The sequence below is a fragment of the Pseudomonas palleroniana genome, assembly GCF_022836895.1.
Classification (GTDB): Bacteria; Pseudomonadota; Gammaproteobacteria; order Pseudomonadales; family Pseudomonadaceae; genus Aquipseudomonas; species Aquipseudomonas palleroniana.
In genome coordinates this window covers 2,853,934-2,880,212 of sequence record NZ_CP092411.1, presented here as the reverse complement: position 1 = coordinate 2,880,212, position 26,279 = coordinate 2,853,934, and the positions used below count along the sequence as shown (strand labels likewise).

Here is a 26,279-nt window from a genome sequence, read left to right as displayed (position 1 = left end):
GTTACTGCCCAGGCGTCGGCAGGGGTGCAATCACCTCTGTCGGCGGCGGCAGGTCCGGGCGAGTAGGCGCCGGTGCAGGCTCTGCTTGCGGCACAATCGGCGCGGCCTCGACAGGCGGCGTGACAGGCTGAGAGCTGGCAGGCTGCGAGTTGGCAGGCTGAGAACCGGCTGGTTGCGAAACAGCGGGCTGCGAAACGGCTGCCGGTGCAGCGGCCGGCGATGAGGTGGTCGGCGCCTCCTTCGGTGGCTCGACCTTCTCGGTAGCCGGTGCAGCCTTGGGCTCCGGCACCCCCAGCTCGGCTTTCGGCTTCTCAGGGCTACTCTCGGCCCGCTTCGCTTCCTGCGGCAGGAACACGTCCACCAGCGCAAAGTAACGCTCATAGAACTTCGGTGCCGATACGGTCTCACTCGCCACCTTCACCATCGAGTCATCGGTGGAGCCGATCGGCATCGACACCGAGCCCAGCACACCTACACCCAGGCTCGCGGAGTTGTTGACCTTCTTCAGCGCATACCGGTCCTGCAAGGCGTTGGCGAACATCGTCGAGTGATTGTTGCCCTTGCCATCATTGGCACACACCACATTGAAGCTGATCTGCATGTGGGTTTCGCCGGTTTGCTGGAAGCTCTTGTTGCCCACCACCAGTTTGGGATCGCTGCTGGTGATGATGTAGCCCTGGCTCAGCAGCGCCCGCCGCGCCGCCTCGCAGGACGCCGTGGCACTGACCGGATAATCACGGGAAAACGTACCGGAATCGTCGAAGTTCTCATGTTCATAAATAGCGGTCTTGGGCGACGAGCAGCCCGCGGCGCCCGCCAACACAAGCGCCAACCCGAGGCTACGCACGTGAAATGATGTCGACATCGAAAATCCTGAGAAAAACAGTCAGGGCGGTATTGTGCAACAGAACGAGACCTTGGCGCGCATATTCCTGTCGGTAAAACGTCACAGATCTACAGATCAAGCACCATAAAAAAACCCCCGGTCTTTTCAGGCCGGGGGCTTTTCATTCAAACCGTCATCAGAACTTCTTGATGTCAGCCTGGGTTTCCAACTGCTTACGGTACGCCGCAAAGTCTTGCTGGCCGATGCGCGAAGCGAGGAATCGACGGTATTGCGCCTTTTCTTCGTCCGACGGGGCTGCCGCTTCGTTGACGCCGTTCAGGCGCACGATCACCAGGCTGCCATCAGCCAGGGTCACGGTAGTGAACGTCGGCTTGTCCTTGCTCGCAGGCTTGGGCATACGGAACAGGGCTTGCAGCACTGCTGGATCAACAGCCTCGGCGTTACGGGTCGCCGCTTCGGTGACTTTCCAGGCCTGGCCGTCGACCGGTTGGTCCAACGGGGTCTTGCCGTCGCGCAGGCTGGCGATCACTTCGTCAGCGTGAGCCTTGGCCGCCGCGCTGGCGCGCTCCTTGGTCATCTGGGTGCGAATCGCCGCAGCAACACGCTCCAGCGGCAATTGCGCCGGCTTGAGGTGCTCTTTGGCACGCAGCACGATGACGGTTTCCGGGTCCAGCTCGATGGCGGTGCTGTTGGCACCCTCATCCAGCACTTCCGGGCTGAACGCAGCGGTGACCACGGCACGGTTGGCCGCGATACCTTCACCACCCTCACGGCCAAATGGCGCGGAGGTGTGCACGGTCAGCTTCAGGTCGGACGCCGGCTGAGCCAGGTCGGAGGCTTCGAAAGCCGCGTCTTCCAATTGCTTGGTGGCTTCGACAAAACGCTGTTCAACCTGTTGGGTCTTGAGCTCGCGGGTCAGCTTGTCTTTCAGGCTGGCAAACGATGGCACCTGCGGTGCTTCAACGCCCAACAACTTGATCAGGTGCCAACCGAAGGTGGTGCGCACCGGGGCCGACACCTGGTCCTTGTTCAAGGCATACAGGGCAGTTTCAAAAGCCGGGTCATAGACGCCAGGGCCGGCGAAACCGAGGTCACCGCCATTGTTGGCCGAACCCGGGTCCTGGGAGAACTCCTTGGCCAGGGCTTCGAACTTCTCGCCCTTGGCCAGGCGCGCCTGGATTTCCTCGAGCTTGGCCTTGGCTTGCGCGTCGGTGGTCTTGTCATTGACTTCAATCAGAATGTGCGCGGCGCGACGCTGTTCAGCGAGGTTGGCGGTTTCTTTCTGATAGGCAGCCTGCAGTTCATCGTCCTTGACGGTGACCTGGTCGAAGAAGGATGACTTCTTCAGTTCCAGGTAGTCGATGACCACCTGGTCCGGGGTCATGAACTCTTTGGCGTGCTGGTCGTAGTAAGCCTTGACCTCGTCGTCGGTGAGTTTCACCGCCGCAGGGTCGGCCTTGACATTCACGGTGGCGAAATCGCGGGTCTGTTTTTCCAGACGGGCGAATGTGAGCACTTCGGCGTCGGTCACGAAACCGCTGCCGGCAATACCTGCGCGAACCTGGCCGATGAGCATTTCCTGGGTCAGCATCTGACGGAACTGCATACGGCTGTAGCCCAGCTGACGGATCACCTGGTCAAAGCGTTCGGGGTTGAACTTGCCGTCCACCTGGAATTCCGGCGTCTGCAGGATGACTTGGTCCAAGGCTGCTTCGGAGAAGCCGAACTTGGAATTCGCAGCGCCTTGCAGCAACAGCTTGCGGTCGATCAGCCCTTTGAGGGCCGCATCGCGCAGCAATTTCTCGTCCAGCAGGGAAGCATCGAAATCCTTGCCCAGCTGTTGCATCAGCTGGCGACGTTGCATATCGACGGCCTGGCTCAATTCGGTCTGGGTGATTTCTTCACCGTTGACCTTGGCCACGTCCTGCTTGTTGTTGGTCGAAGCCTGGAAAATGGCTTCGATACCGGTGAACGCCATCAATGCGACGATGATCCCGATAATGGTCTTGGCAATCCAGCCTTGTGAATTGTCCCTGATATTCTGCAGCATGCGTCCCCCAGAAACGGTTGAACTTCAAAATTAGGCAACCGTGGAGCGTGGGTAGAGTCCGGATAGAAGAAAGGCGCATCCGAGGATGCGCCTTCTCGTAACTGGCGGAGCGGACGGGGGTTTGAACCCACACCCCCGGCGTTGCGACCCGATGGATACCTGGGTCGGCTGTGCCGCTCCGCTGCCAGGCCAGACCTGCGTCTGACCCGGATAGGTAAGGCTTGAACGAGGCTTAGTTAACGGCTTCTTTCAGGGCTTTACCGGCTTTGAAACCTGGTTTCTTGGCAGCAGCGATTTGCAGTGCTTTGCCAGTCTGTGGGTTGCGGCCAACGCGAGCTGGGCGGTCAGTCACAGAGAAAGTACCAAAGCCTACCAGCACCACGGAGTCGCCAGCCTTCAGAGCGCCAGTGACGGATTCGATAACTGCGTCCAGCGCACGGCCAGCAGCAGCTTTCGGGATATCAGCGGATGCGGCAACAGCATCAATCAGTTCCGACTTGTTCACTCTAAGTCCCCTTATATATCTATTGAGTATGATTCTAAGTTTTTTGGTGAAAGCAAAAACCAGTGCTGAATGGCCTACAGACACTTAAGAGCCGCTTTATAACAAGGGCTCTAAAAATCTGTCAAGGAAGCCCCCAGGCTTAAACGCATTAATGCGTGCTAATTCTTTCCTTGGAATCAGACTCGCGTTTTTCATCCTTCGCGACAATCTCCGGAGCCACATCCGGCAAGGGCTCCGGCGCGTATTGCAGCGCAATTTGCAGGACCTCGTCAATCCATTTAACGGGTTTAATCTGAAGATCTTGCTTGATATTGTCAGGAATTTCCTTCAAGTCGCGGACATTCTCTTCAGGAATGATCACCGTCTTGATTCCACCCCGGTGCGCGGCCAGCAATTTCTCTTTCAGACCACCGATAGCCAGTACCTGACCACGCAGGGTAATTTCCCCGGTCATGGCCACATCCGCTCGCACCGGAATGCCGGTCAATGCCGACACCAGGGCCGTGCACATGCCTACGCCGGCGCTAGGGCCATCCTTCGGAGTCGCCCCTTCCGGCATGTGGATGTGCGTGTCGTGCTTCTCGTGGAAGTCCAGGGGGATGCCCAGGCTCTTGGCGCGGCTGCGCACCACGGTTTGCGCGGCAGTGATGGATTCAACCATCACATCACCCAGCGAGCCGGTCTTGATCAACTGGCCCTTGCCAGGGATCACCGCCGCTTCAATGGTCAGCAATTCGCCGCCCACCTGGGTCCATGCCAGGCCAGTCACCTGCCCTACCTGGTCCTGCTGCTCAGCCAGGCCATAACGGAATTTGCGCACGCCCAGGAAGTGCTCCAGGGAGTCTGCAGTGACCTTGACGCAGAAGCGTTTTTCCAGCGCATGCTCCTTCACGGCCTTGCGGCAGATCTTCGCGATCTGGCGTTCAAGCCCCCGCACACCGGCCTCGCGGGTGTAATAGCGCACGATGTCGCGGATCGTCTCGACCTCAAATTCGATCTCGCCCTTTTTCAGGCCATTGGCCGAAATCTGCTTGGGCGCGAGGTACTTGACGGCGATGTTGATCTTCTCGTCTTCGGTGTAACCCGGCAGACGAATCACCTCCATCCGGTCCAGCAAGGCTGGCGGAATGTTCATGGAGTTGGAGGTGCACAGGAACATCACGTCGGACAGGTCGTAATCGACCTCCAGGTAATGGTCATTGAAATTATGGTTCTGCTCCGGGTCGAGCACTTCGAGCAAAGCCGATGCCGGATCGCCACGCATATCGCTGCCCATCTTGTCGATTTCATCGAGCAGGAACAGCGGGTTGCGCACACCGACCTTTGTCATCTTTTGAATCAATCTTCCTGGCATCGAACCGATATAAGTTCGGCGATGACCACGGATTTCCGCCTCATCACGCACACCACCCAGGGCCATGCGCACGAATTTGCGGTTGGTGGCGTTGGCGATGGATTCGGCCAGCGAGGTTTTACCCACACCTGGAGGGCCGACCAGGCACAACACCGGACCACGAATCTTCTTCACGCGCTTTTGCACGGCGAGGTATTCGAGAATGCGTTCTTTGACTTCTTCGAGGCCATAGTGATCGGCGTCGAGGATATCTTCTGCACGAGCCAGGTCCAGGCGCACCTTGGTCTGGGCCTTCCACGGCACCTGCACCAGCCAGTCGATGTAGGAGCGAACCACGGTGGCTTCGGCCGACATCGGAGACATTTGCTTGAGCTTGTTCAGCTCGGCGGTGGCTTTGGCCAGGGCGTCTTTCGGCAGGCCGGCGGCATCGATACGCTTTTTCAGCTCCTCGATTTCGTTGTGGCCTTCCTCGCTGTCGCCAAGCTCCTTCTGAATGGCCTTCATCTGCTCATTCAGGTAGTACTCGCGCTGGCTGCGCTCCATTTGCTTCTTCACGCGACCACGGATGCGCTTCTCAACCTGCAACAGGTCGATTTCGCCATCCAGCAATGCCAGCACATGTTCAACGCGGGCGGCCAGGTCGATGATTTCGAGAATGTCCTGCTTCTGCTCGATCTTCAGCGCCATGTGCGCAGCCATGGTATCGACCAGGCGGCTTGGCTCATCAATGCTGTTGAGGGACGACAGGACTTCAGCCGGGACTTTCTTGCCCAACTGCACATACTGCTCGAACTGCGAGAGCAGGCTGCGTACAAACACTTCGGATTCGCGCTCAGGGGCTTCGACTTCGTCGATCAACGCGACTTCGGCACGCAGGTGACCATCCACCTCCATGAAACGCTCGACCGCGCCACGCTGCTCGCCTTCGACCAGCACCTTGACGGTGCCATCAGGCAGCTTGAGCAGTTGCAGCACGGTGGCAATGGTGCCGACGCGATACAGGGCTTCTTCGCCCGGATCATCATCAGCAGGATTCTTCTGGGCCAACAGCAGGATCTGCTTGTCGCCCGTCATCGCAGCCTCGAGGGCTTCGATAGACTTCTCGCGCCCCACGAACAGCGGGATAACCATGTGCGGATAGACGACGACATCACGCAACGGCAGGAGAGGCAATTCGCTGGTTGTCTTCATGATTTCGCCTCTATGACAGTTGAAAAATAAGCTTGGAGCCAAGATGGGGGCTGCATGCAAAAAAAACAAGCTCAATGCCAGCAGTTAAACGCATGAATACCTATGAATTTAAAAGCCGCCCTGAAAAACCACCCCAAAAGGCACACCAAAAACAAAGGGGCCCCGAAAGGCCCCTTGCTGGTACTGCAGCTGCAAAACGCTTACGCGTCCGGCGCAGCCTTGGCAGTCGGCTCACTGTTTTCGTAGATATACAGTGGCTTGGACTTGCCTTCGATAACGCTTTCGTCGATCACCACTTTACTCACCTCGGACTGCGAGGGGATCTCGTACATGGTGTCGAGCAACACGCCTTCGAGGATCGAACGCAGACCACGTGCACCGGTCTTGCGCTCCAATGCCCGCTTGGCCACTGATTTGAGCGCGTCGGTACGGAACTCGAGGTCCACACCTTCCATCTCGAACAGCTTGGCGTATTGCTTGGTCAGGGCGTTTTTCGGCTCGGTGAGGATCTGAATCAGAGCCGCCTCATCCAACTCGTCCAACGTGGCCAGGACCGGCAGACGGCCGACGAATTCCGGGATCAGACCGAACTTGACCAAATCGTCAGGCTCGACTTCACGCAGGGACTCGCCCACCTTCTTGCCTTCTTCCTTGCTGCGCACTTCCGCACTGAAACCGATGCCACCACGAGTGGAGCGCTGCTGGATGACCTTTTCGAGACCGGAGAACGCACCACCACAGATGAACAGGATGTTGCGCGTATCGACCTGAAGGAATTCCTGCTGCGGGTGCTTGCGACCACCTTGAGGCGGAACGGAAGCCACCGTGCCTTCAATCAGTTTCAACAGGGCCTGCTGCACGCCTTCACCGGAAACATCCCGGGTGATGGACGGGTTGTCCGACTTGCGCGAAATCTTGTCGATTTCGTCGATGTAGACAATACCCATCTGGGCTTTCTCTACGTCGTAGTCGCACTTCTGCAGCAGCTTTTGAATGATGTTCTCGACGTCTTCGCCCACGTAGCCAGCCTCGGTGAGGGTGGTGGCGTCGGCGATGGTGAACGGAACGTTCAACAGGCGAGCGAGGGTTTCGGCAAGCAGGGTTTTACCCGAGCCTGTCGGGCCGATCAGCAAGATGTTGCTCTTGCCGAGTTCGACTTCGTCGCCCTTCTTGTCACGCTGGTTCAAGCGCTTGTAGTGGTTGTACACCGCTACGGCCAGAACCTTCTTTGCACGCTCTTGACCGATTACATACTGGTCAAGGATGCCGCTGATTTCTTTAGGCGAAGGCAATTTATGCGCGCTGCTCTCGGCCTGGGCTTCCTGCACCTCCTCGCGGATGATGTCATTGCACAGGTCGACGCACTCGTCGCAGATAAACACCGAGGGGCCGGCAATCAACTTGCGTACTTCATGCTGGCTTTTGCCGCAGAAGGAGCAATAGAGCAGCTTGCCGTTGTCCTCGCCGTTGCGGGTGTCAGTCATTCGTTCGATCCAAATCCGATAGGCTTGCAACACAAGATGAAGGCTTATGCGGGCTTTTTCAAGCCCGCCGGTGGTCGGACATGCCGACCAGCCCTATTTTGAGCGGCTTATATTAAGCAGGGCGCTTGTCGATCACTGCGTCGATCAGCCCGTATTCACGCGCGGCTTCGGCACTCATGAAATTGTCGCGGTTGGTGTCACGCTCGATTTCTTCGAGGGTGCGCCCGCTGTGCTTGGCCATCAGCGTGTTCAGACGCTCACGAATAAACAGGATTTCCTTGGCGTGGATTTCGATATCCGACGCCTGGCCCTGGAAGCCGCCCAGTGGCTGGTGAATCATCACACGCGAGTTAGGCAGGCAGAAACGCTTGCCCTCGGCACCGGCAGTCAGCAGGAACGCGCCCATGCTGCAGGCCTGGCCGATGCAAGTGGTCGACACGTTCGGCTTGATGAACTGCATGGTGTCGTAGATCGACATGCCCGCCGTCACCGAACCGCCTGGAGAGTTGATGTAGAGATGGATGTCCTTGTCCGGGTTTTCCGCTTCAAGGAACAGCAGTTGCGCACAGATCAGGTTGGCCATGTAGTCCTCTACCGGACCAACCAGAAAGATCACTCGCTCCTTGAGCAGGCGCGAGTAGATGTCGTAGGCGCGTTCGCCACGAGCAGATTGCTCGACAACCATCGGGACCAGGCCGCCGGCGGCCTGGATATCAGAGTTCTGCTGAATATAGGAATTACGGAACATGCTCTGCAGTTACTCCCAAATAGTCATGTCTTGAAAACGCATAAGCCAGCGCGAGGCTGGCTTATGGTTGTATTTCCAACGAGTTGGACAATCAGTCGGCTTGTGCTGCTTCCGCCGGCTTGACTGCTTCTTCGTAAGAGACCGCTTTGTCGGTCACCTTAGCCTTCTGCAGAACAGTATCCACAACTTGTTCTTCCAGCACAACCGAACGTACTTCGTTCAGTTGCTGGTCGTTCTTGTAGTACCAAGCCACGACCTGCTCAGGCTCCTGGTAGGCCGAAGCCATTTCCTGGATCATTTCGCGAACGCGATCTTCGTCAGGCTTGAGGTCGTGTTGCTTGACCACTTCAGCCACGACCAGGCCCAGCACGACACGGCGCTTGGCTTGCTCTTCGAACAGTTCGGCCGGCAGTTGATCAGGCTTGATGTTGCCACCGAACTGCTGAACCGCTTGAACGCGCAGGCGATCCACTTCGTTGGACAGCAGAGCCTTAGGCACTTCGATCGGGTTGGCGGCCAGCAGACCGTCCATGACCTGGTTCTTGACCTTGGACTTGATGGCCTGACGCAGCTCGCGCTCCATGTTCTTGCGAACTTCGGTGCGGAAGCCTTCGATACCGGTTTCCTTGATGCCGAATTGCGCGAAGAACTCTTCGTTCAGCTCTGGCAGCTTAGGCTCGGAAACGCTGTTGACGGTCACGGTGAACTCAGCGGCTTTGCCGGCCAGGTCCAGGTTCTGGTAGTCAGCAGGGAAAGTCAGGTTCAGCACGCGCTCTTCGCCGGCTTTTGCGCCAACCAGGCCGTCTTCGAAACCAGGGATCATGCGGTTGGAACCCAGCACCAGCTGAGTACCCTTGGCGGAGCCGCCAGCGAATGCTTCGCCGTCAACCTTGCCCACGAAATCGATGTTCAGCTGGTCTTCGCTCTGGGCAGCGCGCTCGGCCACTTCGAAACGGGTGTTCTGCTTGCGCAGGATTTCCAGCATGTTGTCCAGGTCGGCATCAGCTACGTCAGCGCTCAGGCGCTCAACGGTGATACCGTCGAAACCGGCCACTTCAAACTCAGGGAACACTTCGAATACGGCAACGTATTCCAGGTCCTTGCCGGCTTCCAGGGACTTAGGCTCGATCGATGGCGAGCCAGCCGGGTTCAGCTTGTGCTCGACAACGGCTTCGTAGAAAGAAGCCTGGATCACGTCACCTACAGCTTCCTGACGCGCATCGGCACCAAAACGACGCTTGATTTCGCTCATTGGCACTTTGCCTGGACGGAAACCAGCGATCTTGGCCTTCTGGGCAGTCTGCTGCAGACGCTTGTTGACCGCAGTCTCGATACGCTCAGCCGGCACGGTGATGCTCAGGCGACGCTCGATAGCAGTAGTATTTTCAACAGAAACTTGCATGGATATTCCTCGTTGCACAGACGTTAGCCGGCCATTTCCGACCCCAATCAAGGGCATGCATTCTAGTGGGTCAAACTCAAGAAGTCACCCTACTGGAAATACGCCCGAAAACAGCCGGCAATTTATCGGTACGAAGGCACTGATGCCCCCCGCCCCGCTGACAAATACAGCCCATCACGCCAGGGCTCTGCGCCGCTCCTTCTATATATAGAGGAAGTCGTCATCCATCTCCCTGACGGCCCACCCCTCAGACGGGGCGGCAGGCAGTGCGGCATCATCGAGATACACAAATACGACGAAACGCCCTGCCCTTGCGACCCACTACCTGCAGTCGCGGAATATTCGAACCGCTGAAACCAAAAAAGGCGCCAGACTGTTAAATCTGGCGCCTTTCGAATATGGGGTGGACGAAGGGGATCGAACCCTCGACAACGGGAGTCACAATCCCGTGCTCTACCAACTGAGCTACGCCCACCATATTGCGTTAACAAAGAAACCAAACCACTTCTTTGTTGAGCCCTACCCTGCTTTTCAACGGGGCCAAGCTTTATTTGGTGCGGATGAAGAGACTCGAACTCTTACGCCTCGCGGCGCTGGAACCTAAATCCAGTGTGTCTACCAATTCCACCACATCCGCGCTTGAAGCTCTTAAAGCAAAGGCGCCAGATGATTAATCTGGCGCCCTTCTAAATATGGGGTGGACGAAGGGGATCGAACCCTCGACAACGGGAGTCACAATCCCGTGCTCTACCAACTGAGCTACGCCCACCATATAGCGCTACTTGTGCCAAAGCTGCCTAATGGCGCACCCGGCAGGACTCGAACCTGCGACCATCCGCTTAGAAGGCGGATGCTCTATCCAGCTGAGCTACGGGCGCCTTATTAATCTGTACTCTTGGAGGATTACAAACTAAGTGCTTCCAGCCTTGCAGAACAACTATTCTGCTCGACCTTCTTAACCAGTGCTAGGCTGTGCCCGACAAGTGCGACGAATAGTATAGAGGGCGTTGATACCCGTCAAATCTTTTTTGAAAAAAACTGATTTTATTTAAGGGGTTAGGGCAATTTGCAGACCAAGCGCCTTTGCCCTCACGTCATGGCGTGCGAGAATGCGCGCACTTTTCTTCCCCCTCTCGATGGTTAATCACGCGTAATGACTGCACAACTTATCGACGGCAAATCAATCGCCGCCAGCCTGCGCCAGCAGATCGCCAAACGCGTCACCGAGCGCAGCCAGCAAGGTCTGCGCACGCCCGGCCTCGCGGTGATCCTGGTCGGCAGCGATCCTGCCTCTCAGGTTTATGTCTCGCACAAGCGTAAAGACTGTGAAGAGGTCGGCTTTATTTCCAAGGCCTACGACCTGCCTTCCGAGACCACCCAGCAGGAGCTGACCGACCTGATCGACACGCTCAACGACGACCCGGCCATCGACGGCGTCCTGCTTCAACTGCCATTGCCCGAGCATCTGGATGCCTCCAAGTTGCTCGAACGCATCCGCCCGGACAAAGACGTCGACGGCTTCCATCCTTATAACGTCGGCCGCCTCGCACAACGCATCCCGCTGCTGCGCCCCTGCACCCCCAAAGGCATCATGACCCTGCTGGAAAGCACCGGTGTCGACCTGTACGGCCTCGATGCCGTGGTCGTCGGCGCGTCCAACATCGTCGGCCGCCCAATGGCCATGGAACTGCTGCTGGCCGGCTGCACCGTGACCGTCACCCATCGCTTCACCAAGGACCTTGCCGGCCACGTCGGCCGTGCCGACCTGGTGGTGGTCGCCGCCGGCAAGCCGGGGCTGGTCAAGGGTGAGTGGATCAAGGAAGGCGCCATCGTGATCGACGTCGGCATCAACCGTCAGGAAGATGGCAAGCTGGTCGGTGATGTGGTCTACGAGACCGCCCTGCCCCGCGCCGGCTGGATCACTCCCGTGCCAGGCGGTGTCGGCCCGATGACTCGTGCCTGCTTGCTGGAAAATACGCTGTATGCAGCAGAAACCCTGCACGACTGATAACCAGCCGTACTGAAAAAGCCCCGCGTTATCGCGGGGTTTTTTATTGCCGCTGCTAAAATACTTTTTTCTTTGTTTTTAAGTACTTTCGTCCGGGTTTAGAAGAACATTCGACAGTTATTGAGCCATAATCCTAAAATGTAACGGCATTTATCATAAAACCCGTTTCCGAACGGTATTTCCTTACTTTTTAGCGAGTTCACCCGCGTGAAAATTCGTCTCTCTATTGTCAGCCTATTTTTTGCATTTACAGGCACCTTCGCGCACGCAGCCGAAACCACCCAGGCCCCGCGCGATACTTCCAAACTGCAAATCGCCTCCGGCAGCGCCATGCTGGTCGACTTACAGACCAACAAAGTCATCTATTCCAGCAACCCCGACGTGGTGGTACCCATCGCCTCCGTGAGTAAATTGATGACCGGCCTGGTGGTGCTGGAAGCCAAGCAGAACATGGACGAATACATCGACATCAACATCAAGGACACGCCGGAAATGAAAGGCGTGTTCTCCCGTGTGAAAATCGGCAGCGAAATGCCGCGTAAAGAAATGCTGCTGATTGCCCTGATGTCCTCGGAAAACCGCGCAGCTGCCAGCCTGGCTCACCACTACCCGGGCGGCTACCCCGCGTTTATCGCGGCAATGAACGCCAAGGCCAAAGCGCTGGGCATGACCAGCACCCACTATGTGGAACCCACCGGCCTGTCGATTCACAACGTGTCCACCGCCCGTGACCTGAGCAAGCTGCTGGCCTATGCGCGCAAGTTTCCAATGCTCAGCCAGCTCAGCACCACCAAAGAAAAGACCGTGTCGTTCCGCAAACCCAACTACACCTTGGGCTTCTCCAACACCGACCACCTGATCAACCGCGCCAACTGGGATATCAAGCTGACCAAGACTGGCTTTACCAACCAGGCCGGCCACTGCCTGGTGCTGGTGACGAGCATGGGCAACCGCCCGGTTTCATTGGTGATCCTGGACGCCTTCGGCAAATTCACCCACTTCGCCGATGCCGGTCGTATTCGCAACTGGGTCGAGACCGGCAAGAGCACGTCGGTGCCGGACGTCGCGTTGCGCTACAAGGCCGACAAAAACCTGAAGAACCGCCCGATTGCCGCAGAGGTGCGCCGCTAAGCCCCCCGGTAACCACAACCGAACTCTTGTAGTGAGCGGGCTTGCCCCGCGCTGGGTGGCGCAGCCGCCCCAACAAGAACGCCGCGGTGTTTCAGGAATACCGAGGTGACCGGATTTGGGGCGGCTGCGCCGCCCAGCGCGGGGCAAGCCCGCTCACTACACTCGCGCCTTGGGCGCGGTTTTATTTGCGCTCCGCCAGCACCTTGAGCGCCTGCGCCGCCGCCCTCTCCTGCCCAGCCTGCGCCGTGGCGTTGGCCGCATCACGCCAGCGCTGTGCGTCCACATTGGCGGGCAACTGGCTCGGACGCTGGGTCAGGATGGCCCAGTGACCGGCGCTCTTCCACGCTGACTCAAAGTCGCTGAAGCTCATCGACAGCCGTCGCTCCATGCCCGAGCGCAGCAACACCGTGCTCTTTTGCTGATTGAACCCCACCACCACGACATAGCGGGTGCCCGACCAGAAACTCGGGTTGAGCCGCGCCATCACCGGGTAACCCGCGGCGACCTGCGCCAGCACCGCCGTCAGTTGGCTGTCCAGCGGATACACCATCAGCCCGTATTCGCGAGCCAGCACCTGCATGTTGCGCTCAAGGTCTGCCTCCGCGCCGGGTAGATGCAGTGGCTTATCCAGCAAGCCAGGTGTCATGACAATGCCTTGTTGCGACAGCATGCTGGCCAAAGCACTGGGGCCACTCAGGTAGGCCTCGCTGCGAAAGGTCGGCACACCATTGAGTTCGACGCGCTCCGGCAGGCCCGGCAGTTTCGACGGCTGCCCGGAACACGCCGCAAGCCCCAAGGTACATGCCAGCAACAGGGTGGTTTTAACGTTCGACCGTAACCGCAATTTTTTACTCTCTTGATCAACTGCCGGTGAGGCTCCAGATCATAGGGTGCTCTGCCACGTCGGTATAGCCTTGAGTCTCAGTAAAACGCCGGGGATAGAGCAAACAAGTTGGACAGACTCGACCATTGGTCAATAGCAGGCAACCGCCCGATAGCTAGACTGTCCATAAAGAAGTGTGTGTGCCCCAAGGGGCGAAAGGAGGCCAGAATGAGCCTTGCTACAACGATTTTCCTGTTGATCTGCGGTTGGCTGGCTGTCGCCAGTGCCATGTTGTGGGGCGTGATGCGCGTAACCCGTCGCCATCATCACCCCCACGTCACACCCGCCAAGCCACCAGAGGCGTCGGCGGCACGTCACGCTTAGCCTGGCATGCAATTGAAGTCCTGGGTCGCGGCAACTTCCTTGCCGTGACCATCCTTGAGCACGGCGCGCACGGTAGTGCCGAGGCTCGACTCCACCAGGGTGTAATGCTCACCCGCCTTGAAGTGCTTGTACTCGACCCGTCCCTGGCAGTCCTGCTGGTTGTCGTCGCCTGGCTCTTCTTCAAACAGGGTCACATCCAGGCGATGGTCGCCTGGCGGCACTTCAAAAAAACGCCCGTCATCCACGCGCTTGCCGTCGACGCGTTCGGCCATCAGGTCATTCGGGGCTTCTTCTTTCAAACCGATCCACGCCTCGCTTGGGTCCGCCTTGGGGATCGGGCCGGCACACGCCGACAACAGCAGCACAGCACCGAGGGCAGGAATCAAAAGCAAAGGTTTAAGTGACATGGCAGGGCTCCATAGGACATGAGTAAAAAGACGCAGCGAAATGTGTCGCGTCCGATGGATGACAAGCTTGGGGAGCAGCCCTTTGTAGAACAAATGAATACACATGAAAGGTTCTTAAGCGCTTAACTAAATGTTCCTTCATTTGGCTGAAAGGTGCGTGTTAGGTGGGTCGGGCAAGACTGCCGGGGTTTGCAATCCTGCTCCCTCGGAGGTTCACGCATGCTCGGGCTGGTAAAGACCGCACTGCAAAAGCCGTACACGTTTATCGTGTTGGCCATATTCATTTGCATCATCGGGCCGATGGCGGCCCTGCGAACCCCTACGGATGTGTTTCCCGATATCGGCATCCCCGTAGTCGCCGTGGTCTGGCAGTACAACGGCCTGTCACCGGACGCCATGGCCGGCCGGGTGATCTACACCTATGAACGCTCCCTGAGCACCACCGTCAACGACATCGAACATATCGAATCGCAATCGCTGCCCGGCATGGGCATCGTGAAGATCTTCTTCCAACCCGGCGTGGATATCCGTACCGCCAACGCCCAGGTGACCGCTGTTTCACAAACCGTGCTCAAGCAGATGCCACCCGGTATCACGCCGCCACTGATCCTCAACTACAGCGCCTCCACGGTGCCGATCCTGCAAATGGCGTTCTCCAGCCCCAGCCTCTCGGAAGCCAAGATCCGCGACCTGGTGCAGAACAACATTCGCCTGCCTTTAAGTGCCCTGCCCGGCCTGGCCATGCCTACCCCCATGGGCGGCAAGCAGCGGCAGATCACCCTCGACCTCGACCCCCAGGCACTCGCCGCCAAAGGCCTGTCGGCGCAGGACGTGGGCAATGCCCTGGCGCTGCAAAACCAGATCATCCCGGTGGGCACCGCCAAGCTCGGCCCCAATGAATACACGATTCTGCTCAACAACAGCCCCAAGGCCATCGATGAGCTCAACGACCTGCCGATCAAGACCGTCGATGGCGCGCTGATCACCATCGGCCAAGTCGCCCACGTGCGTGATGGCTCGCCACCGCAGACCAACATCGTGCGGGTCGACGGCCACCGCGCCGTACTGATGCCGGCGCTGAAAAACGGCAGCATTTCCACCCTGTCGATCATCGACGGCATTCGCCAGATGCTGCCGCGCATCAACGAAACCCTGCCACCTTCGCTGAAGACCTCGCTGCTCGGTGACGCCTCGGTGTTCGTCAAGCAATCGGTCGGTAGCGTAGCCCAGGAAGGCATCATCGCCGCGCTGCTGACCAGTGCAATGATCCTGCTGTTCCTCGGCAGTTGGCGCTCCACCCTGATCATTGCCGCCTCGATCCCCCTGGCGGTGCTGTCAGCCATCGCGCTGCTGGCTGTCAGCGGGCAAACCCTCAACGTGATGACGCTCGGCGGGTTGGCGTTGGCGGTCGGGATCCTGGTGGACGACGCCACGGTGACCATCGAGAACATCAACTGGCACCTGGAACAAGGCAAGGCGGTGAAAACCGCGATCCTCGACGGCGCCGCGCAGATTGTCGGCCCGGCATTCGTCTCGCTGCTGTGTATCTGCATTGTGTTCGTGCCGATGTTCCTGCTGAACGGGATTGCCGGCTACCTGTTCCGGCCGATGGCCCTGGCGGTGATCTTTGCCATGGCCAGCTCGTTCATCCTCTCGCGCACGCTGGTGCCGACCCTGGCGATGTTCCTGCTCAAGCCACATACGCCGGAACAAGGCGCGGGGCATCACCCGGAAGATGCATTCATCAACCACCACGAGGGCGAGCAGCACCAGAAACCGCGCAATCGCCTGCTGCAATCGGTGCTGAATTTTCAGCAAGGCTTCGAGCGTCACTTCTCGAACATCCGCGACACCTACCACGGCCTGCTGACCTTGGCGCTGGGCAACCGCAAACGCTTTATCGCAGGTTTCCTGGCGTGCGTGCTCGCCTCGTTCCTGCTGCTGCCGAGCCTGGGCCAGGATTTTTTTCCGGCCACCGACGCCGGCGCCCTGGCCCTGCACGTACGCTTGCCGCTGGGCACGCGTATCGAAGAAAGCGCGGCGGCGTTCGACCGCATTGAAGCGCGAATTCGCGAAGTGATCCCGCCGCAAGAGCTGGACACCATCGTCGACAATATCGGCATTCCGCTGAGCGGCATCGACATGGCCTACAGCAGCAGCGGCACTATCGGTCCGCAGGATGGCGACATCCAGGTCAGCCTGAAAAAAGACCATGCGCCCACCGCCGACTACGTTAAAAAACTGCGTGAAGCCTTGCCGCAGAGTTTCCCCGGCAGCCACTTCGCGTTCCTGCCGGCCGATATCAGCAGCCAGATCCTCAACTTCGGCGCCCCTGCACCACTGGATGTGAAAATCTCCGGGCGCAGCGATGCAGAAAACCGCGCCTACGCCGTGGAACTGGAACGTCGCCTGTCGCACATTCCAGGCATCGCCGACTTGCGTATCCAGCAGTCCACCGGCTACCCGTCGCTGCAAGTCAACGTCGACCGCATGCGTGCCAATGGCCTGGGGATTACCGAGAAGGACGTGACCAATAGCATGGTCGCCTCCCTCGCGGGCAGCTCGCAAACCGCGCCGACCTTCTGGCTGAACCCGGCGAACGGCGTGTCGTACTCCATCGTCGCCGCAACGCCGCAATACCGCCTGGACAGCCTGCCGTCACTGGAAGCCCTGCCGGTCACAGGGGCTGATGGGCAGTCGCAAATCCTCGGCGGCGTGGCAACCATCTCCCGCGTGCAAAGCCCGGCGGTGGTGACTCACTACAATATCCAACCGACCCTGGACCTGTACGCCAACGTGCAAGGCCGTGACCTGGGGGGCGTAGCCCGTGACGTGCAAAAAGTGCTCGACGATACCGCTTCCATGCGCCCCAAAGGCGCGGTGATCAGCCTGCATGGGCAAATCGACGCGTTGCACGAAGCCTTCAGCGGCTTGAGCTTCGGCCTGCTCGGTGCGGTTGTGCTGATCTACCTGCTGATCGTGGTCAACTTCCAGTCGTGGGTCGACCCGTTCGTGATCATCACCGCCTTGCCGGCTGCCTTGGCGGGCATCGTGTGGATGCTGTTCCTCAGCGGCACCTCGCTGTCGGTGCCGGCGCTCACCGGCGCCATCCTGTGCATGGGCGTGGCCACCGCCAACTCGATCCTGGTGGTGAGCTTCTGCCGCGAACGCCTGGCCGAACATGGCGATGCGCTAAAGGCTGCGCTGGAAGCCGGCTACACACGCTTTCGCCCGGTGTGCATGACCGCCCTGGCGATGATCATCGGCATGTTGCCGCTGGCCCTTTCCGAAGAGCAAAACGCGCCTCTGGGCCGGGCGGTGATCGGCGGCTTGATCCTCGCCACCACTGCCACTTTGTTGTTTGTTCCCGTGGTCTTCAGCCTGGTCCACGGTCGTCACTCTACTCGCGCTGTTGCTGGAGAAACTTCACATGTCGTCTGATCACAAACCCTCGCGCAAGCGCTTGATGCTCATGGGTGTCGGCGGCCTGACTGTGGCCGCCCTGTTGGTCGCCAACGGCCTGCACGCCCGCACACTGCACGAGCAATCGGTTACCGCCTGGACGGAAACCGCCGCCATCCCACAGGTGATGGTGTTCCAACCCCAACAGAACGCCGCCGGCGATACCCTGCGCTTGCCCGCGCACCTTGAAGCCTGGAGCAAGGCACCGATCCACGCCCGGGTCAGCGGCTATTTGAAGGACTGGAAAGTCGACATCGGCAGCCCGGTGAAAGCCGGCCAGGTGCTCGCCGAAATCGACAGCCCGGACCTCGATCAGCAGGTGGCACAAGCCCACGCCCGGCTGATTCAGCAACAGGCTGATGCACGCCTGGCGCAAACCACCGCCACACGCTGGCAAAACCTGCTGGCCAGCCACTCGGTGTCGCGTCAGGAGGCCGATGAAAAAACCTCCAATGCCGCCGCCGCCAAAGCCAACGCCGAAGCCGCCGCTGCCGATTACGCACGCCTGTCGGCGCTGGAGAGCTACAAGACCCTGCGCGCGCCCTTCAACGGCACCATCACCGCACGCAACACCGATATCGGCCAGTTGATCAAGGCCGATACCGATAGCGACCCGGAGCTGTTCGATATCGCCGACACGCATCAGCTACGCCTCTACGTGCCGGTGCCACAGAACTATGCGGCGGTGATCCGCCCGGGCCTTGAAGCCGAGCTGACAGTGCCCGAGCATCCCGGCGAACACTTCAAGGCGCGCCTGATCGGCGACTCCACCGCCATCGATCGCCGCTCCGGCACCCTGCTCGCCCAGTTCGTCGCCGACAACCCCAAGGGCGAGTTGCTGCCGGGTGACTATGCCGAAGCCACCCTGCCGATTCCGGCAGACACCCACGGCGTCAGCATTCCGGCCAGCGCGTTGATCTTTCGCGCCCAAGGCACCCAAGTCGCGGTGCTGGATGCGCAGAACCACGTGCACCTGCGGGACATCCACATCGGCCTCGACCTCGGCGAGCGCCTGGTCGTCGACCAAGGTTTGAAACCCGCCGACCGCGTGGTCGACAACCCACCCGACGCCCTGCGCGAAGGTGACCCGGTACAACTGGCCGATGCCTCCGGAGGTGCGCATGCGCCCAAGGCTTAAACCCCTCGCCGCATTGATGCTGCTGATGCTGCAAGGCTGCTCGATGGCCCCCGCCTACCAGGTGCCGGCGGTGGACCTGCCGGCCGGCTACCGTGAACAGACCAGCGACGGTCCGTGGCACAGCGCGCAACCGTCCGATCACCTGGCTCCCCAGTGGTGGAAGCTCTACCACGACTCGCGCCTCAATGACCTGCAACAACAACTGCTCAAGGCCAACCCGGACCTGGCTGCGGCGCTGGCACACTTCGATGCGTCCCAGGCCTACGCCAGCCAACTGCACGCAGGGCTGTTCCCGCAGATCACCGCCAGCGCACAAACCTTGCGTCAGCGCCAGTCGGATTCACGGCCACTGCGCGGCGCCACGCAGCCGTCGGTGTACAACAGCAATAGCGCAGGGTTTGCCCTGAGCTACGACCTGGACCTATGGGGCAAGATCCGTAATCAGGTCGCCGCCGGGGATGCCCAGGCGCAGGCGTCCGGAGACGACCTGGCGGTGGCACGCCTGAGCCTGCAACACCAGTTGGCGACCCTGTATGTGCAACTCAATGGGCTGGATGCGCAAGCGCGGATCCTCAACCGCTCGCTGGATGATTTCAGCCAGGCATTGCAACTGACCCGCAGCCGCTATGAAGGCCAGATTGCCTCGGAGCTGGACCTGACCCGCGCCCAAAACCAACTGGCCGAAGCCAAGGCACAATGGGATGAAGTGCATGGGCAACGCAACCTGACCGAACATGCCATCGGCGAATTGGTCGGCGTAGCGGCCAGCGACTTCACGTTGCCGGCGAGTGAGCAACTGATCGCTTTGCCAGGAATGCCTTCACAACTGCCCAGCCAACTGCTGCAACGTCGCCCCGACATCGCGGCGGCGGAACGCCGAGTGTTTGCCGCCAATGCCAATATTGGCGTGGCCAAGGCGGCGTGGTATCCGGATTTCAGCCTGACCGGCTTGATTGGCGGGCAGACCCAAGGCGTCGGCAACCTGCTGTCGGCCGGCAACCGATACTGGGCGCTGGGGCCGTTGGTAAACCTGCCGATCTTTGATGGCGGACGCTTGAGCGCCAATGAGCGCCAGGCCAAAGCCGAGTTTGAAGAAGCCTCTGCGCAATACCGCAGCCAGGTGTTGAAGGCCGTGCGGGAGGTGGAAGATAACCTGGCGCAGCTAAGGGATTTGCAACAGGAGGCACAGGATGAACAAGCGGCGGCGGCTGCGGCGCAGCATACCGAGTCTCTGGCGATGAACAGCTATCAGGCCGGGGCGGTGAGTTATCTGGATGTGGTGACCGCACAAACCGCAGCCTTGCAGGCGCAAAGGACATTGCAGGCGGTGCAGACACGGCAGTTACAGGCGAGCGTGGGGTTGGTCACGGCGTTGGGGGGTGGATGGCAACCTGACGCATGAGCTGAAGACCGCTATCGGGAGCAAGCCCCCTCCCACACTGGTCCTACGACCAGACACATTATGTATGCACGCCGCAGAGCCAATGTGGGAGGGGGCTTGCTCCCGATGGCGTCCGCCCAGACACATCCAGCCAAACCCCTGCCCATCAGTCTCTCGCTCCCCAATCTAGCCTCTCTAAACCCATCTAGAGAGGCCCAGGGAATGGCAGATCTACCCACTTCACACCGCCTGCGTATCGGTCGTTTCAGCGAACCGAACCGCATCTATCTCATCACCACCAACACCCACGAACGCTTACCCCTATTCAGCGACTTCCACCTCGGCCGCCTGGTGGTCTGGCAATTTCGGCTGGCCCAATACAAAGGGCTGGCGAACTCCATGGCCTGGGTCGTCATGCCGGACCATTTCCATTGGTTGCTCGAGCTGAAAAAAGGCTCGCTGGCGGATCTGATGTGCCAGGTGAAATCCAGAAGTACGCGAACCGTCAACGGTGCGAGTGGGCGCAAGGGACGACTGTGGCAGGAAAGCTTCCATGACCGTGCGCTGCGCAAGGAGGACGACTTGGTAAAAATGGCCAGATACGTGGTGGCCAACCCGCTGCGAGCGGGATTGGTGAAGCGCATAGGCGACTATCCGCTATGGGACGCAATCTGGATATAGCGCCAAACACGGCTCAATGTGAGTCCAATGTGGAAAGGGGCTTGCTCCCGATGGAATGCGTAGCAGGCCCATTTTTGAGGCCGCTGCGCGGCCTATCGGGAGCAAGCCCCCTCCCACAGGTTATCCATCGTCCGCTCTGTCGCTTATTAACTGACTGGCATTAGGGCTCACCCCCCGCCCACATTCCTCAGCTGCTTTCAGGCAGCGAGTTTGCCGCTGGCGATGGCGGCTGAAGCAGCAACCATTGCGCGCAACAAGACTGCACAGCCTGCCGCCAGATCATCCGGGGTGGCGTTTTCGATTTCGTTGTGGCTGATGCCGCCTTCACACGGCACAAAGATCATCCCTGCCGGGCCGAGTTCAGCGACGAAAATCGCGTCGTGCCCTGCCCCGCTGACGATGTCCATGTTCGACAGGCCCAAGCCATTGGCCGCGTCGCGCACAGCTTTGACGCAACCCTGGTCGAAATACAGCGGGGGGAAATCCGCCGTTGGCTCCATCTCGAAGCTCAGGCCATGTTTGGCACAGGTCTCATCGATCACCTTGCGCACTTGGGCAATCATCGAATCCAGTCGCGCCGGCTCCAGATGGCGGAAGTCCAGGGTCATGCGTACTTCACCCGGAATGACGTTGCGCGAGCCAGGATAGGCTTGCAGGCAACCCACGGTTCCACACGCATGGGGCTGGTGTCCCAACGCCGCTGCATTCACCGCCGCCACCACCGCTGCCGCGCCGACCAAAGCATCCTTGCGCAGGTGCATCGGCGTCGGTCCCGCATGGGCTTCAACGCCGCGCAGTTTCAGGTCGAACCACTTCTGCCCCAATGCCCCCAGCACCACGCCGATGGTTTTTTTCTCGTCCTCGAGAATCGGCCCTTGCTCGATATGCGCCTCGAAATACGCGCCGACTTTGTGCCCGCTGACCGGACGTGCTCCCGCGTAGCCGATCGCATTCAACGCATCGCCCACGCTGACCCCCTCCGCATCGACCCTGGCCAAGGTATCGGCCAAGGTGAATTTCTCGGCGAACACCCCGGAGCCCATCATGCACGGTGGAAAACGCGAGCCTTCTTCGTTGGTCCACACCACCACTTCCAGCGGGGCCTCGGTTTCCAGCTTCAGGTCATTGAGCGTGCGCAGCACTTCCACGCCCGCCAGCACGCCAAAGCACCCGTCAAACTTGCCCCCGGTGGGCTGGGTGTCGATATGGCTGCCGGTCATGACCGGTGGCAGGTTGGGATTGCGCCCGGGGCGGCGCGCGAAGATATTGCCGATGCCGTCGATGGTGACCGTGCAACCCGCCTCCTCGCACCACTGCACGAACAGATCGCGGGCCTTGCGATCGAGGTCGGTCAGGGCCAGGCGGCATACGCCGCCCTTGGGCGTGGCGCCGAGCCTGGCCAGGTCCATCAGGGACTGCCACAAGCGGTCGCGGTTGATGTGCTGATGGGTGGATTGCAGAACGTCCATCACAGCGTTCATGGGGGATCTCCTCAGGCTACATTTCTTATGGGTTGACCCGATTCCAGGCATGGAATGAGGCCAAAAATGTGGGAGCGGGCTTGCTCGCGAATGCGCTCTTCCAGACGACATTTGCAGCGACTGACGCGGCCTCATCGCGAGCAAGCCCGCTCCCACATTTGAATTGCATTTCAACCTCTCACAACGAGGATTTGGCCGTGACCGGGCTGATGCCGCGCTTGGCATTCAGGCCGTAATACAACACGCCGCCCAGTGCCGAACCGGTAAACCAGCCGTAGCTGTAGAACCAACTGAACGCGTCGCTGCCCAGCGACAGCAAGGTCAGCACCACCGGCACGCCGAAGGCGATAAAGCCACTCCAGTTCCAAGCAGGGTAAATGTCATCGCGGTACAGGCCGGCGAGGTCCAATTGCTGTTTGCGGGTGATGAAGTAGTCCACCACCATGATCCCGGCGATAGGCCCCAGCAGGCTTGAATAGCCGAGCAACCAGTTGGAATAGACGGTCTCCAGGCTCACATCGGAAACAATCAGCCCGAGCTTTTTCAGCAACTCGTGGCCCATCAATGCCAGCCCCACCAAGCCAGTCAAGATCACGGCGGTGGTGCGGTTGATCAGCTTGGGCGCAATGTTCTGAAAGTCATTGGTGGGCGACACGATGTTCGCCGCCGTGTTGGTGGACAACGTCGCGATAATGATCAACGCCATGGCAATCGCAACCCACACCGGGCTCTGGATATGCCCGATCAGGCTCACCGGGTCGGACACGCTGACACCCACCAGCTTGACCGACGCAGCTGTCATGATCACGCCGAGGGCGGCGAACAGGAACATGGTCAGCGGCAGGCCGAAAATCTGCCCCAGGATCTGGTCCTTCTGGCTCCTGGCGTAGCGGCTGAAGTCGGGAATATTCAGCGACAACGTGGCCCAGAAACCCACCATCGCAGTGAGCCCGGCCATGAAGTAACCGGTGAGGCTCGCGCCTTCAGGGCGCTTGGGTGGGATGGCCATGAGCTCGCTGAGCGACACATTCGGCATCGCCCACACCAGCAGACCGATCCCCACCGCCACCAGCAACGGTGCCGACAGGGTTTCCAGGCGCTTGATCGACTCGGCGCCACGCAATACCACCCACAGGTTCAGGGTCCAGAAGATCATGAAGCCGATCACTTCGCCAGTGCCGCCCAGGGACTTCCAGCCCTCGAAAATCGAGCCCAGGAACAGGTGGATCGCCAGCCCGCCAAACATCGTCTGGATCCCGAACCAACCGCACGCCACCAGCGCCCGGATCAGGCACGGCACATTGGAGCCGAGAATGCCGAAGGACGAACGCAACAACACCGGAAAGGGAATGCCGTACTTCGTGCCGGGAAACGCGTTAAGGGTCAGCGGGATCAGCACCACGATATTGGCCAGCAAGATCGCCATCAGCGCCTCGCCCACCGTCAGCCCGAAGTAGGCCGTCAGTACCCCGCCCAGGGTGTAGGTCGGCACGCAGATCGACATGCCGACCCACAGCGCGGTGATGTGCCATTTGTTCCAGGTGCGTTCATGCACCTTGGTCGGTGCCATGTCGTGGTTATAGCGAGGGCTGTCGAGGACGTCGGGGCCGGCGTCGAGTTCGTACAGGCCGTTGCGTTCAATGACTTGCGATCTGTTCTGTTGCATGGCCGCTCCACGGTTTTTTCGAATTATTGTTGCTCACCCAGGGTTTGAACCTGGGTGGCCGGAGTACCGCGTTAACAACATGACATCACGGGTCCGGCCAGCCGCCATTGCACTCAATAACCGTGCCGACCGCCCACCTCGAACCCACACCGCTTATATAACGTACTGATGTTTATCAACTTTCCGATTGAGCCTCAGGCACTCGCCGCGCTACTCAGGCTAAATAACGTGGAAGTTGTCAGAACCGTCAGGACTCAATCTGGTGCAACACAATTATTTTTATTTACCGGCCCCGTCAAGAGGCATCTCTCAAGCGTCTGATTTGCAATAAGAAATGTTGCTCAATTTAAGAACCTGTCAAGTGCGTCAAAATGGTGAGACATCGCTACATTTTGGTGATTTTTATTTTTTATCCTTATAAATCAATATATTAAATACGATATAAGCTTATAAAAAATCTTCTTGCCCAATCGAAAATCTCGGGCTAGTTTCTATTCCTGTCACCGATGACAAGAATTAACCGAGCATCGGAAAGCAGCATTACAACACTTAGAACTGGCACAAGCCGGTCAAGCCTGTGAGGAACTCGACATGTCGCTGTTGATCCGTGGCGCCACCGTTATTACCCATGATGAAAGTTACCGCGCCGATGTTTTATGCGCAGACGGTCTAATCCGGGCCATAGGGACTCAGCTGGATATTCCCGCCGGCACTGAAATACTCGACGGCAGCGGCCAATACTTGATGCCTGGCGGCATCGACCCTCATACCCATATGCAACTGCCCTTCATGGGCACCGTGGCCAGCGAAGATTTTTTCACTGGCACGGCGGCGGGCCTGGCGGGAGGCACCACCTCGATCATTGACTTTGTGATTCCCAATCCCCAGCAGTCATTGCTTGAAGCCTTTCACCAGTGGCGCGGCTGGGCACAGAAGTCTGCGGCCGACTACGGTTTTCACGTGGCGATCACCTGGTGGAGCGAGCAGGTACGCGAGGAAATGGCCGAACTGGTCAGCCATCACGGCATCAACAGCTTCAAGCACTTCATGGCCTACAAGAACGCGATCATGGCGGCCGATGACACGCTGGTCGCCAGCTTCGAACGCTGCCTGGAACTGGGCGCGGTGCCCACTGTGCATGCGGAAAACGGCGAGCTGGTGTATCACCTGCAACGCAAGCTGATGGCCCAGGGCATCACCGGGCCGGAAGCACACCCGCTGTCGCGGCCGTCCCAGGTGGAGGGTGAAGCGGCCAGCCGCGCAATCCGTATCGCCGAGACCCTGGGCACGCCGTTGTACCTGGTGCACGTATCGACCCAGGAGGCCCTCGACGAAATCACCTACGCCCGTGGCAAGGGCCAGCCGGTGTATGGCGAGGTCCTCGCCGGCCACCTGCTGCTGGACGACAGCGTCTACCAGCACCCCGACTGGCAAACCGCCGCAGGCTACGTGATGAGCCCGCCGTTCCGCCCACGCGGGCATCAGGAGGCGCTGTGGCGTGGGCTGCAATCGGGCAACCTGCACACCACCGCCACCGACCATTGCTGCTTCTGCGCCGAACAAAAAGCCGCCGGCCGTGACGACTTCAGCAAGATCCCCAACGGCACCGCCGGTATCGAAGACCGCATGGCGCTGCTGTGGGATGAGGGCGTCAACACCGGGCGCCTGTCGATGCAGGATTTCGTCGCGCTGACCTCCACCAATACCGCGAAGATCTTCAACCTCTACCCGCGCAAGGGCGCGATCCGGGTGGGTGCGGATGCCGACCTGGTGCTGTGGGACCCGCAGGGCACACGGACCATTTCCGCCAAGACCCACCACCAGAATGTCGACTTCAACATCTTCGAAGGCAAGACCGTACGCGGTGTGCCGAGCCACACCATCAGTCAGGGCAAGCTGGTCTGGGCCGATGGCGACCTGCGCGCCGAACGCGGCGCCGGGCGGTATGTGGAGCGGCCTGCGTATCCGCCGGTGTTCGAGCAGTTGAGCAAACGGGCTGAGCATTCCAGGCCGGTGGCCGTGAACCGCTGAGCGCGCATTCGCGAGCAAGCCCGCTCCCACATTCGACTGTGGGAGGGGGCTTGCTCCCGATGAGGCCAGTACTGGCAACAACAATGCCCGCCAGAGGCAACCCAC

Annotated in this window: 19 protein-coding genes and 4 tRNA genes; 8 read left to right on the top strand and 15 right to left on the bottom strand. The window is 59.6% G+C overall.

The genetic code is table 11. The features are described from left to right. Position 1: 1 nt before the first annotated feature. The 11 genes from MJP36_RS13180 to MJP36_RS13130 form a co-directional block, all read right to left on the bottom strand. The gene (locus tag MJP36_RS13180; RefSeq protein WP_244385513.1) at positions 2 to 865 is read right to left on the bottom strand and encodes a DUF2242 domain-containing protein; all 864 of its coding nucleotides are present in this window, start codon (positions 863 to 865) and stop codon (positions 2 to 4) included. A gap of 157 nt (positions 866 to 1,022) precedes the next feature. After that, the gene (locus MJP36_RS13175) at positions 1,023 to 2,897 is read right to left on the bottom strand and encodes a SurA N-terminal domain-containing protein (RefSeq protein WP_244385512.1); all 1,875 of its coding nucleotides are present in this window, start codon (positions 2,895 to 2,897) and stop codon (positions 1,023 to 1,025) included. 232 nt (positions 2,898 to 3,129) lie between these two features. Beyond that, positions 3,130 to 3,402: an HU family DNA-binding protein gene (locus MJP36_RS13170; RefSeq protein ID WP_060756760.1), complete on the bottom strand. Its 273-nt coding sequence runs from the start codon at positions 3,400 to 3,402 to the stop codon at positions 3,130 to 3,132. A 148-nt stretch (positions 3,403 to 3,550) separates the two neighbouring features. Next, complete coding sequence (lon, locus tag MJP36_RS13165; protein ID WP_060756761.1) at positions 3,551 to 5,947, bottom strand: endopeptidase La; 2,397 nt, start codon at positions 5,945 to 5,947, stop codon at positions 3,551 to 3,553. Positions 5,948 to 6,147: 200 nt separating this feature from the next. Then, complete coding sequence (gene clpX, locus MJP36_RS13160; protein WP_003238279.1) at positions 6,148 to 7,431, bottom strand: ATP-dependent Clp protease ATP-binding subunit ClpX; 1,284 nt, start codon at positions 7,429 to 7,431, stop codon at positions 6,148 to 6,150. A 112-nt stretch (positions 7,432 to 7,543) separates the two neighbouring features. Then, positions 7,544 to 8,179, bottom strand: coding sequence for an ATP-dependent Clp endopeptidase proteolytic subunit ClpP (gene clpP, locus MJP36_RS13155; protein ID WP_016974096.1), 636 nt, complete (start codon positions 8,177 to 8,179; stop codon positions 7,544 to 7,546). A gap of 91 nt (positions 8,180 to 8,270) precedes the next feature. Beyond that, positions 8,271 to 9,581: a trigger factor gene (tig, locus tag MJP36_RS13150; RefSeq protein ID WP_244385511.1), complete on the bottom strand. Its 1,311-nt coding sequence runs from the start codon at positions 9,579 to 9,581 to the stop codon at positions 8,271 to 8,273. Between the two features lie 399 nt (positions 9,582 to 9,980). Continuing rightward, positions 9,981 to 10,056: transfer RNA gene (locus tag MJP36_RS13145), tRNA-His, on the bottom strand. A 77-nt stretch (positions 10,057 to 10,133) separates the two neighbouring features. Further along, a tRNA-Leu gene (locus MJP36_RS13140) sits at positions 10,134 to 10,218 on the bottom strand. Between the two features lie 56 nt (positions 10,219 to 10,274). Further along, positions 10,275 to 10,350: transfer RNA gene (locus tag MJP36_RS13135), tRNA-His, on the bottom strand. Positions 10,351 to 10,382: 32 nt separating this feature from the next. Beyond that, positions 10,383 to 10,459 (bottom strand) — tRNA-Arg (locus MJP36_RS13130). Between the two features lie 275 nt (positions 10,460 to 10,734). Between MJP36_RS13130 and folD the strand changes: the two genes are divergently transcribed. Both folD and pbpG read left to right on the top strand, forming a co-directional pair. Then, complete coding sequence (gene folD, locus MJP36_RS13125) at positions 10,735 to 11,589, top strand: bifunctional methylenetetrahydrofolate dehydrogenase/methenyltetrahydrofolate cyclohydrolase FolD (RefSeq protein WP_244385509.1); 855 nt, start codon at positions 10,735 to 10,737, stop codon at positions 11,587 to 11,589. A 207-nt stretch (positions 11,590 to 11,796) separates the two neighbouring features. Then, a complete protein-coding gene (pbpG, locus tag MJP36_RS13120) occupies positions 11,797 to 12,720 on the top strand; it encodes a D-alanyl-D-alanine endopeptidase (RefSeq protein ID WP_060756764.1) in 924 nt (307 codons plus the stop codon). A 181-nt stretch (positions 12,721 to 12,901) separates the two neighbouring features. Here the strand turns inward: pbpG and MJP36_RS13115 are convergent, their stop codons facing one another. Further along, a complete protein-coding gene (locus MJP36_RS13115; RefSeq protein WP_104994203.1) occupies positions 12,902 to 13,564 on the bottom strand; it encodes a peptidase C39 family protein in 663 nt (220 codons plus the stop codon). 207 nt (positions 13,565 to 13,771) lie between these two features. Here MJP36_RS13115 and MJP36_RS13110 point away from each other — a divergent pair, with 207 nt between their 5' ends. Further along, positions 13,772 to 13,927 (top strand): hypothetical protein, encoded by a 156-nt coding sequence (locus tag MJP36_RS13110; RefSeq protein WP_244385508.1) that lies wholly within the window; start codon positions 13,772 to 13,774, stop codon positions 13,925 to 13,927. Here the strand turns inward: MJP36_RS13110 and MJP36_RS13105 are convergent. Further along, a complete protein-coding gene (locus MJP36_RS13105) occupies positions 13,924 to 14,334 on the bottom strand; it encodes a PA0061/PA0062 family lipoprotein (RefSeq protein ID WP_060756766.1) in 411 nt (136 codons plus the stop codon). The two genes, MJP36_RS13110 and MJP36_RS13105, sit on opposite strands and share 4 nt — an antisense overlap. 219 nt (positions 14,335 to 14,553) lie before the next feature. Between MJP36_RS13105 and MJP36_RS13100 the strand changes: the two genes are divergently transcribed. The 4 genes from MJP36_RS13100 (at position 14,554) to MJP36_RS13085 (ending at position 20,996) form a co-directional block, all read left to right on the top strand. Then, complete coding sequence (locus MJP36_RS13100) at positions 14,554 to 17,775, top strand: efflux RND transporter permease subunit (protein WP_244385507.1); 3,222 nt, start codon at positions 14,554 to 14,556, stop codon at positions 17,773 to 17,775. Next, positions 17,765 to 18,934 carry an efflux RND transporter periplasmic adaptor subunit gene (locus tag MJP36_RS13095; RefSeq protein WP_244385505.1) on the top strand — a complete coding sequence of 390 codons (1,170 nt, stop codon included), beginning with the start codon at positions 17,765 to 17,767 and terminating at the stop codon, positions 18,932 to 18,934. The genes MJP36_RS13100 and MJP36_RS13095 overlap by 11 nt, the downstream gene beginning before the upstream one ends. Then, the gene (locus MJP36_RS13090; protein WP_104994206.1) at positions 18,918 to 20,336 is read left to right on the top strand and encodes an efflux transporter outer membrane subunit; all 1,419 of its coding nucleotides are present in this window, start codon (positions 18,918 to 18,920) and stop codon (positions 20,334 to 20,336) included. The genes MJP36_RS13095 and MJP36_RS13090 overlap by 17 nt, the downstream gene beginning before the upstream one ends. A 201-nt stretch (positions 20,337 to 20,537) precedes the next feature. After that, positions 20,538 to 20,996 carry an REP-associated tyrosine transposase gene (locus MJP36_RS13085; RefSeq protein WP_244385504.1) on the top strand — a complete coding sequence of 153 codons (459 nt, stop codon included), beginning with the start codon at positions 20,538 to 20,540 and terminating at the stop codon, positions 20,994 to 20,996. Between the two features lie 197 nt (positions 20,997 to 21,193). On the opposite strand, the gene MJP36_RS13080 is transcribed toward MJP36_RS13085, so the two are convergent. Next, entirely contained in the window at positions 21,194 to 22,477 is a 1,284-nt protein-coding gene (locus MJP36_RS13080) for a Zn-dependent hydrolase (RefSeq protein WP_244385503.1), read from the bottom strand. A 178-nt stretch (positions 22,478 to 22,655) separates the two neighbouring features. Further along, complete coding sequence (locus MJP36_RS13075; protein WP_090370071.1) at positions 22,656 to 24,143, bottom strand: NCS1 family nucleobase:cation symporter-1; 1,488 nt, start codon at positions 24,141 to 24,143, stop codon at positions 22,656 to 22,658. 591 nt (positions 24,144 to 24,734) lie between these two features. Between MJP36_RS13075 and hydA the strand changes: the two genes are divergently transcribed. Further along, complete coding sequence (hydA, locus tag MJP36_RS13070) at positions 24,735 to 26,174, top strand: dihydropyrimidinase (RefSeq protein WP_104994209.1); 1,440 nt, start codon at positions 24,735 to 24,737, stop codon at positions 26,172 to 26,174. Positions 26,175 to 26,279 lie beyond the last annotated feature (105 nt).

Bases quoted from the DNA above. Each gene is read 5' to 3' on its own strand.
- clpP (WP_016974096.1), bottom strand. From the start codon at position 8,179: ATGTTCCGTAATTCCTATATTCAGCAGAACTCTGATATCCAGGCCGCC.
- lon (WP_060756761.1), bottom strand. From the start codon at position 5,947: ATGAAGACAACCAGCGAATTGCCTCTCCTGCCGTTGCGTGATGTCGTC.
- MJP36_RS13180 (WP_244385513.1), bottom strand. From the start codon at position 865: ATGTCGACATCATTTCACGTGCGTAGCCTCGGGTTGGCGCTTGTGTTG.
- MJP36_RS13175 (WP_244385512.1), bottom strand. From the start codon at position 2,897: ATGCTGCAGAATATCAGGGACAATTCACAAGGCTGGATTGCCAAGACC.
- MJP36_RS13095 (WP_244385505.1), top strand. From the start codon at position 17,765: ATGTCGTCTGATCACAAACCCTCGCGCAAGCGCTTGATGCTCATGGGT.
- MJP36_RS13075 (WP_090370071.1), bottom strand. From the start codon at position 24,143: ATGCAACAGAACAGATCGCAAGTCATTGAACGCAACGGCCTGTACGAA.
- MJP36_RS13100 (WP_244385507.1), top strand. From the start codon at position 14,554: ATGCTCGGGCTGGTAAAGACCGCACTGCAAAAGCCGTACACGTTTATC.
- hydA (WP_104994209.1), top strand. From the start codon at position 24,735: ATGTCGCTGTTGATCCGTGGCGCCACCGTTATTACCCATGATGAAAGT.
- folD (WP_244385509.1), top strand. From the start codon at position 10,735: ATGACTGCACAACTTATCGACGGCAAATCAATCGCCGCCAGCCTGCGC.
- MJP36_RS13085 (WP_244385504.1), top strand. From the start codon at position 20,538: ATGGCAGATCTACCCACTTCACACCGCCTGCGTATCGGTCGTTTCAGC.
- clpX (WP_003238279.1), bottom strand. From the start codon at position 7,431: ATGACTGACACCCGCAACGGCGAGGACAACGGCAAGCTGCTCTATTGC.
- MJP36_RS13105 (WP_060756766.1), bottom strand. From the start codon at position 14,334: ATGTCACTTAAACCTTTGCTTTTGATTCCTGCCCTCGGTGCTGTGCTG.
- tig (WP_244385511.1), bottom strand. From the start codon at position 9,581: ATGCAAGTTTCTGTTGAAAATACTACTGCTATCGAGCGTCGCCTGAGC.
- MJP36_RS13110 (WP_244385508.1), top strand. From the start codon at position 13,772: ATGAGCCTTGCTACAACGATTTTCCTGTTGATCTGCGGTTGGCTGGCT.
- MJP36_RS13090 (WP_104994206.1), top strand. From the start codon at position 18,918: ATGCGCCCAAGGCTTAAACCCCTCGCCGCATTGATGCTGCTGATGCTG.
- MJP36_RS13080 (WP_244385503.1), bottom strand. From the start codon at position 22,477: ATGAACGCTGTGATGGACGTTCTGCAATCCACCCATCAGCACATCAAC.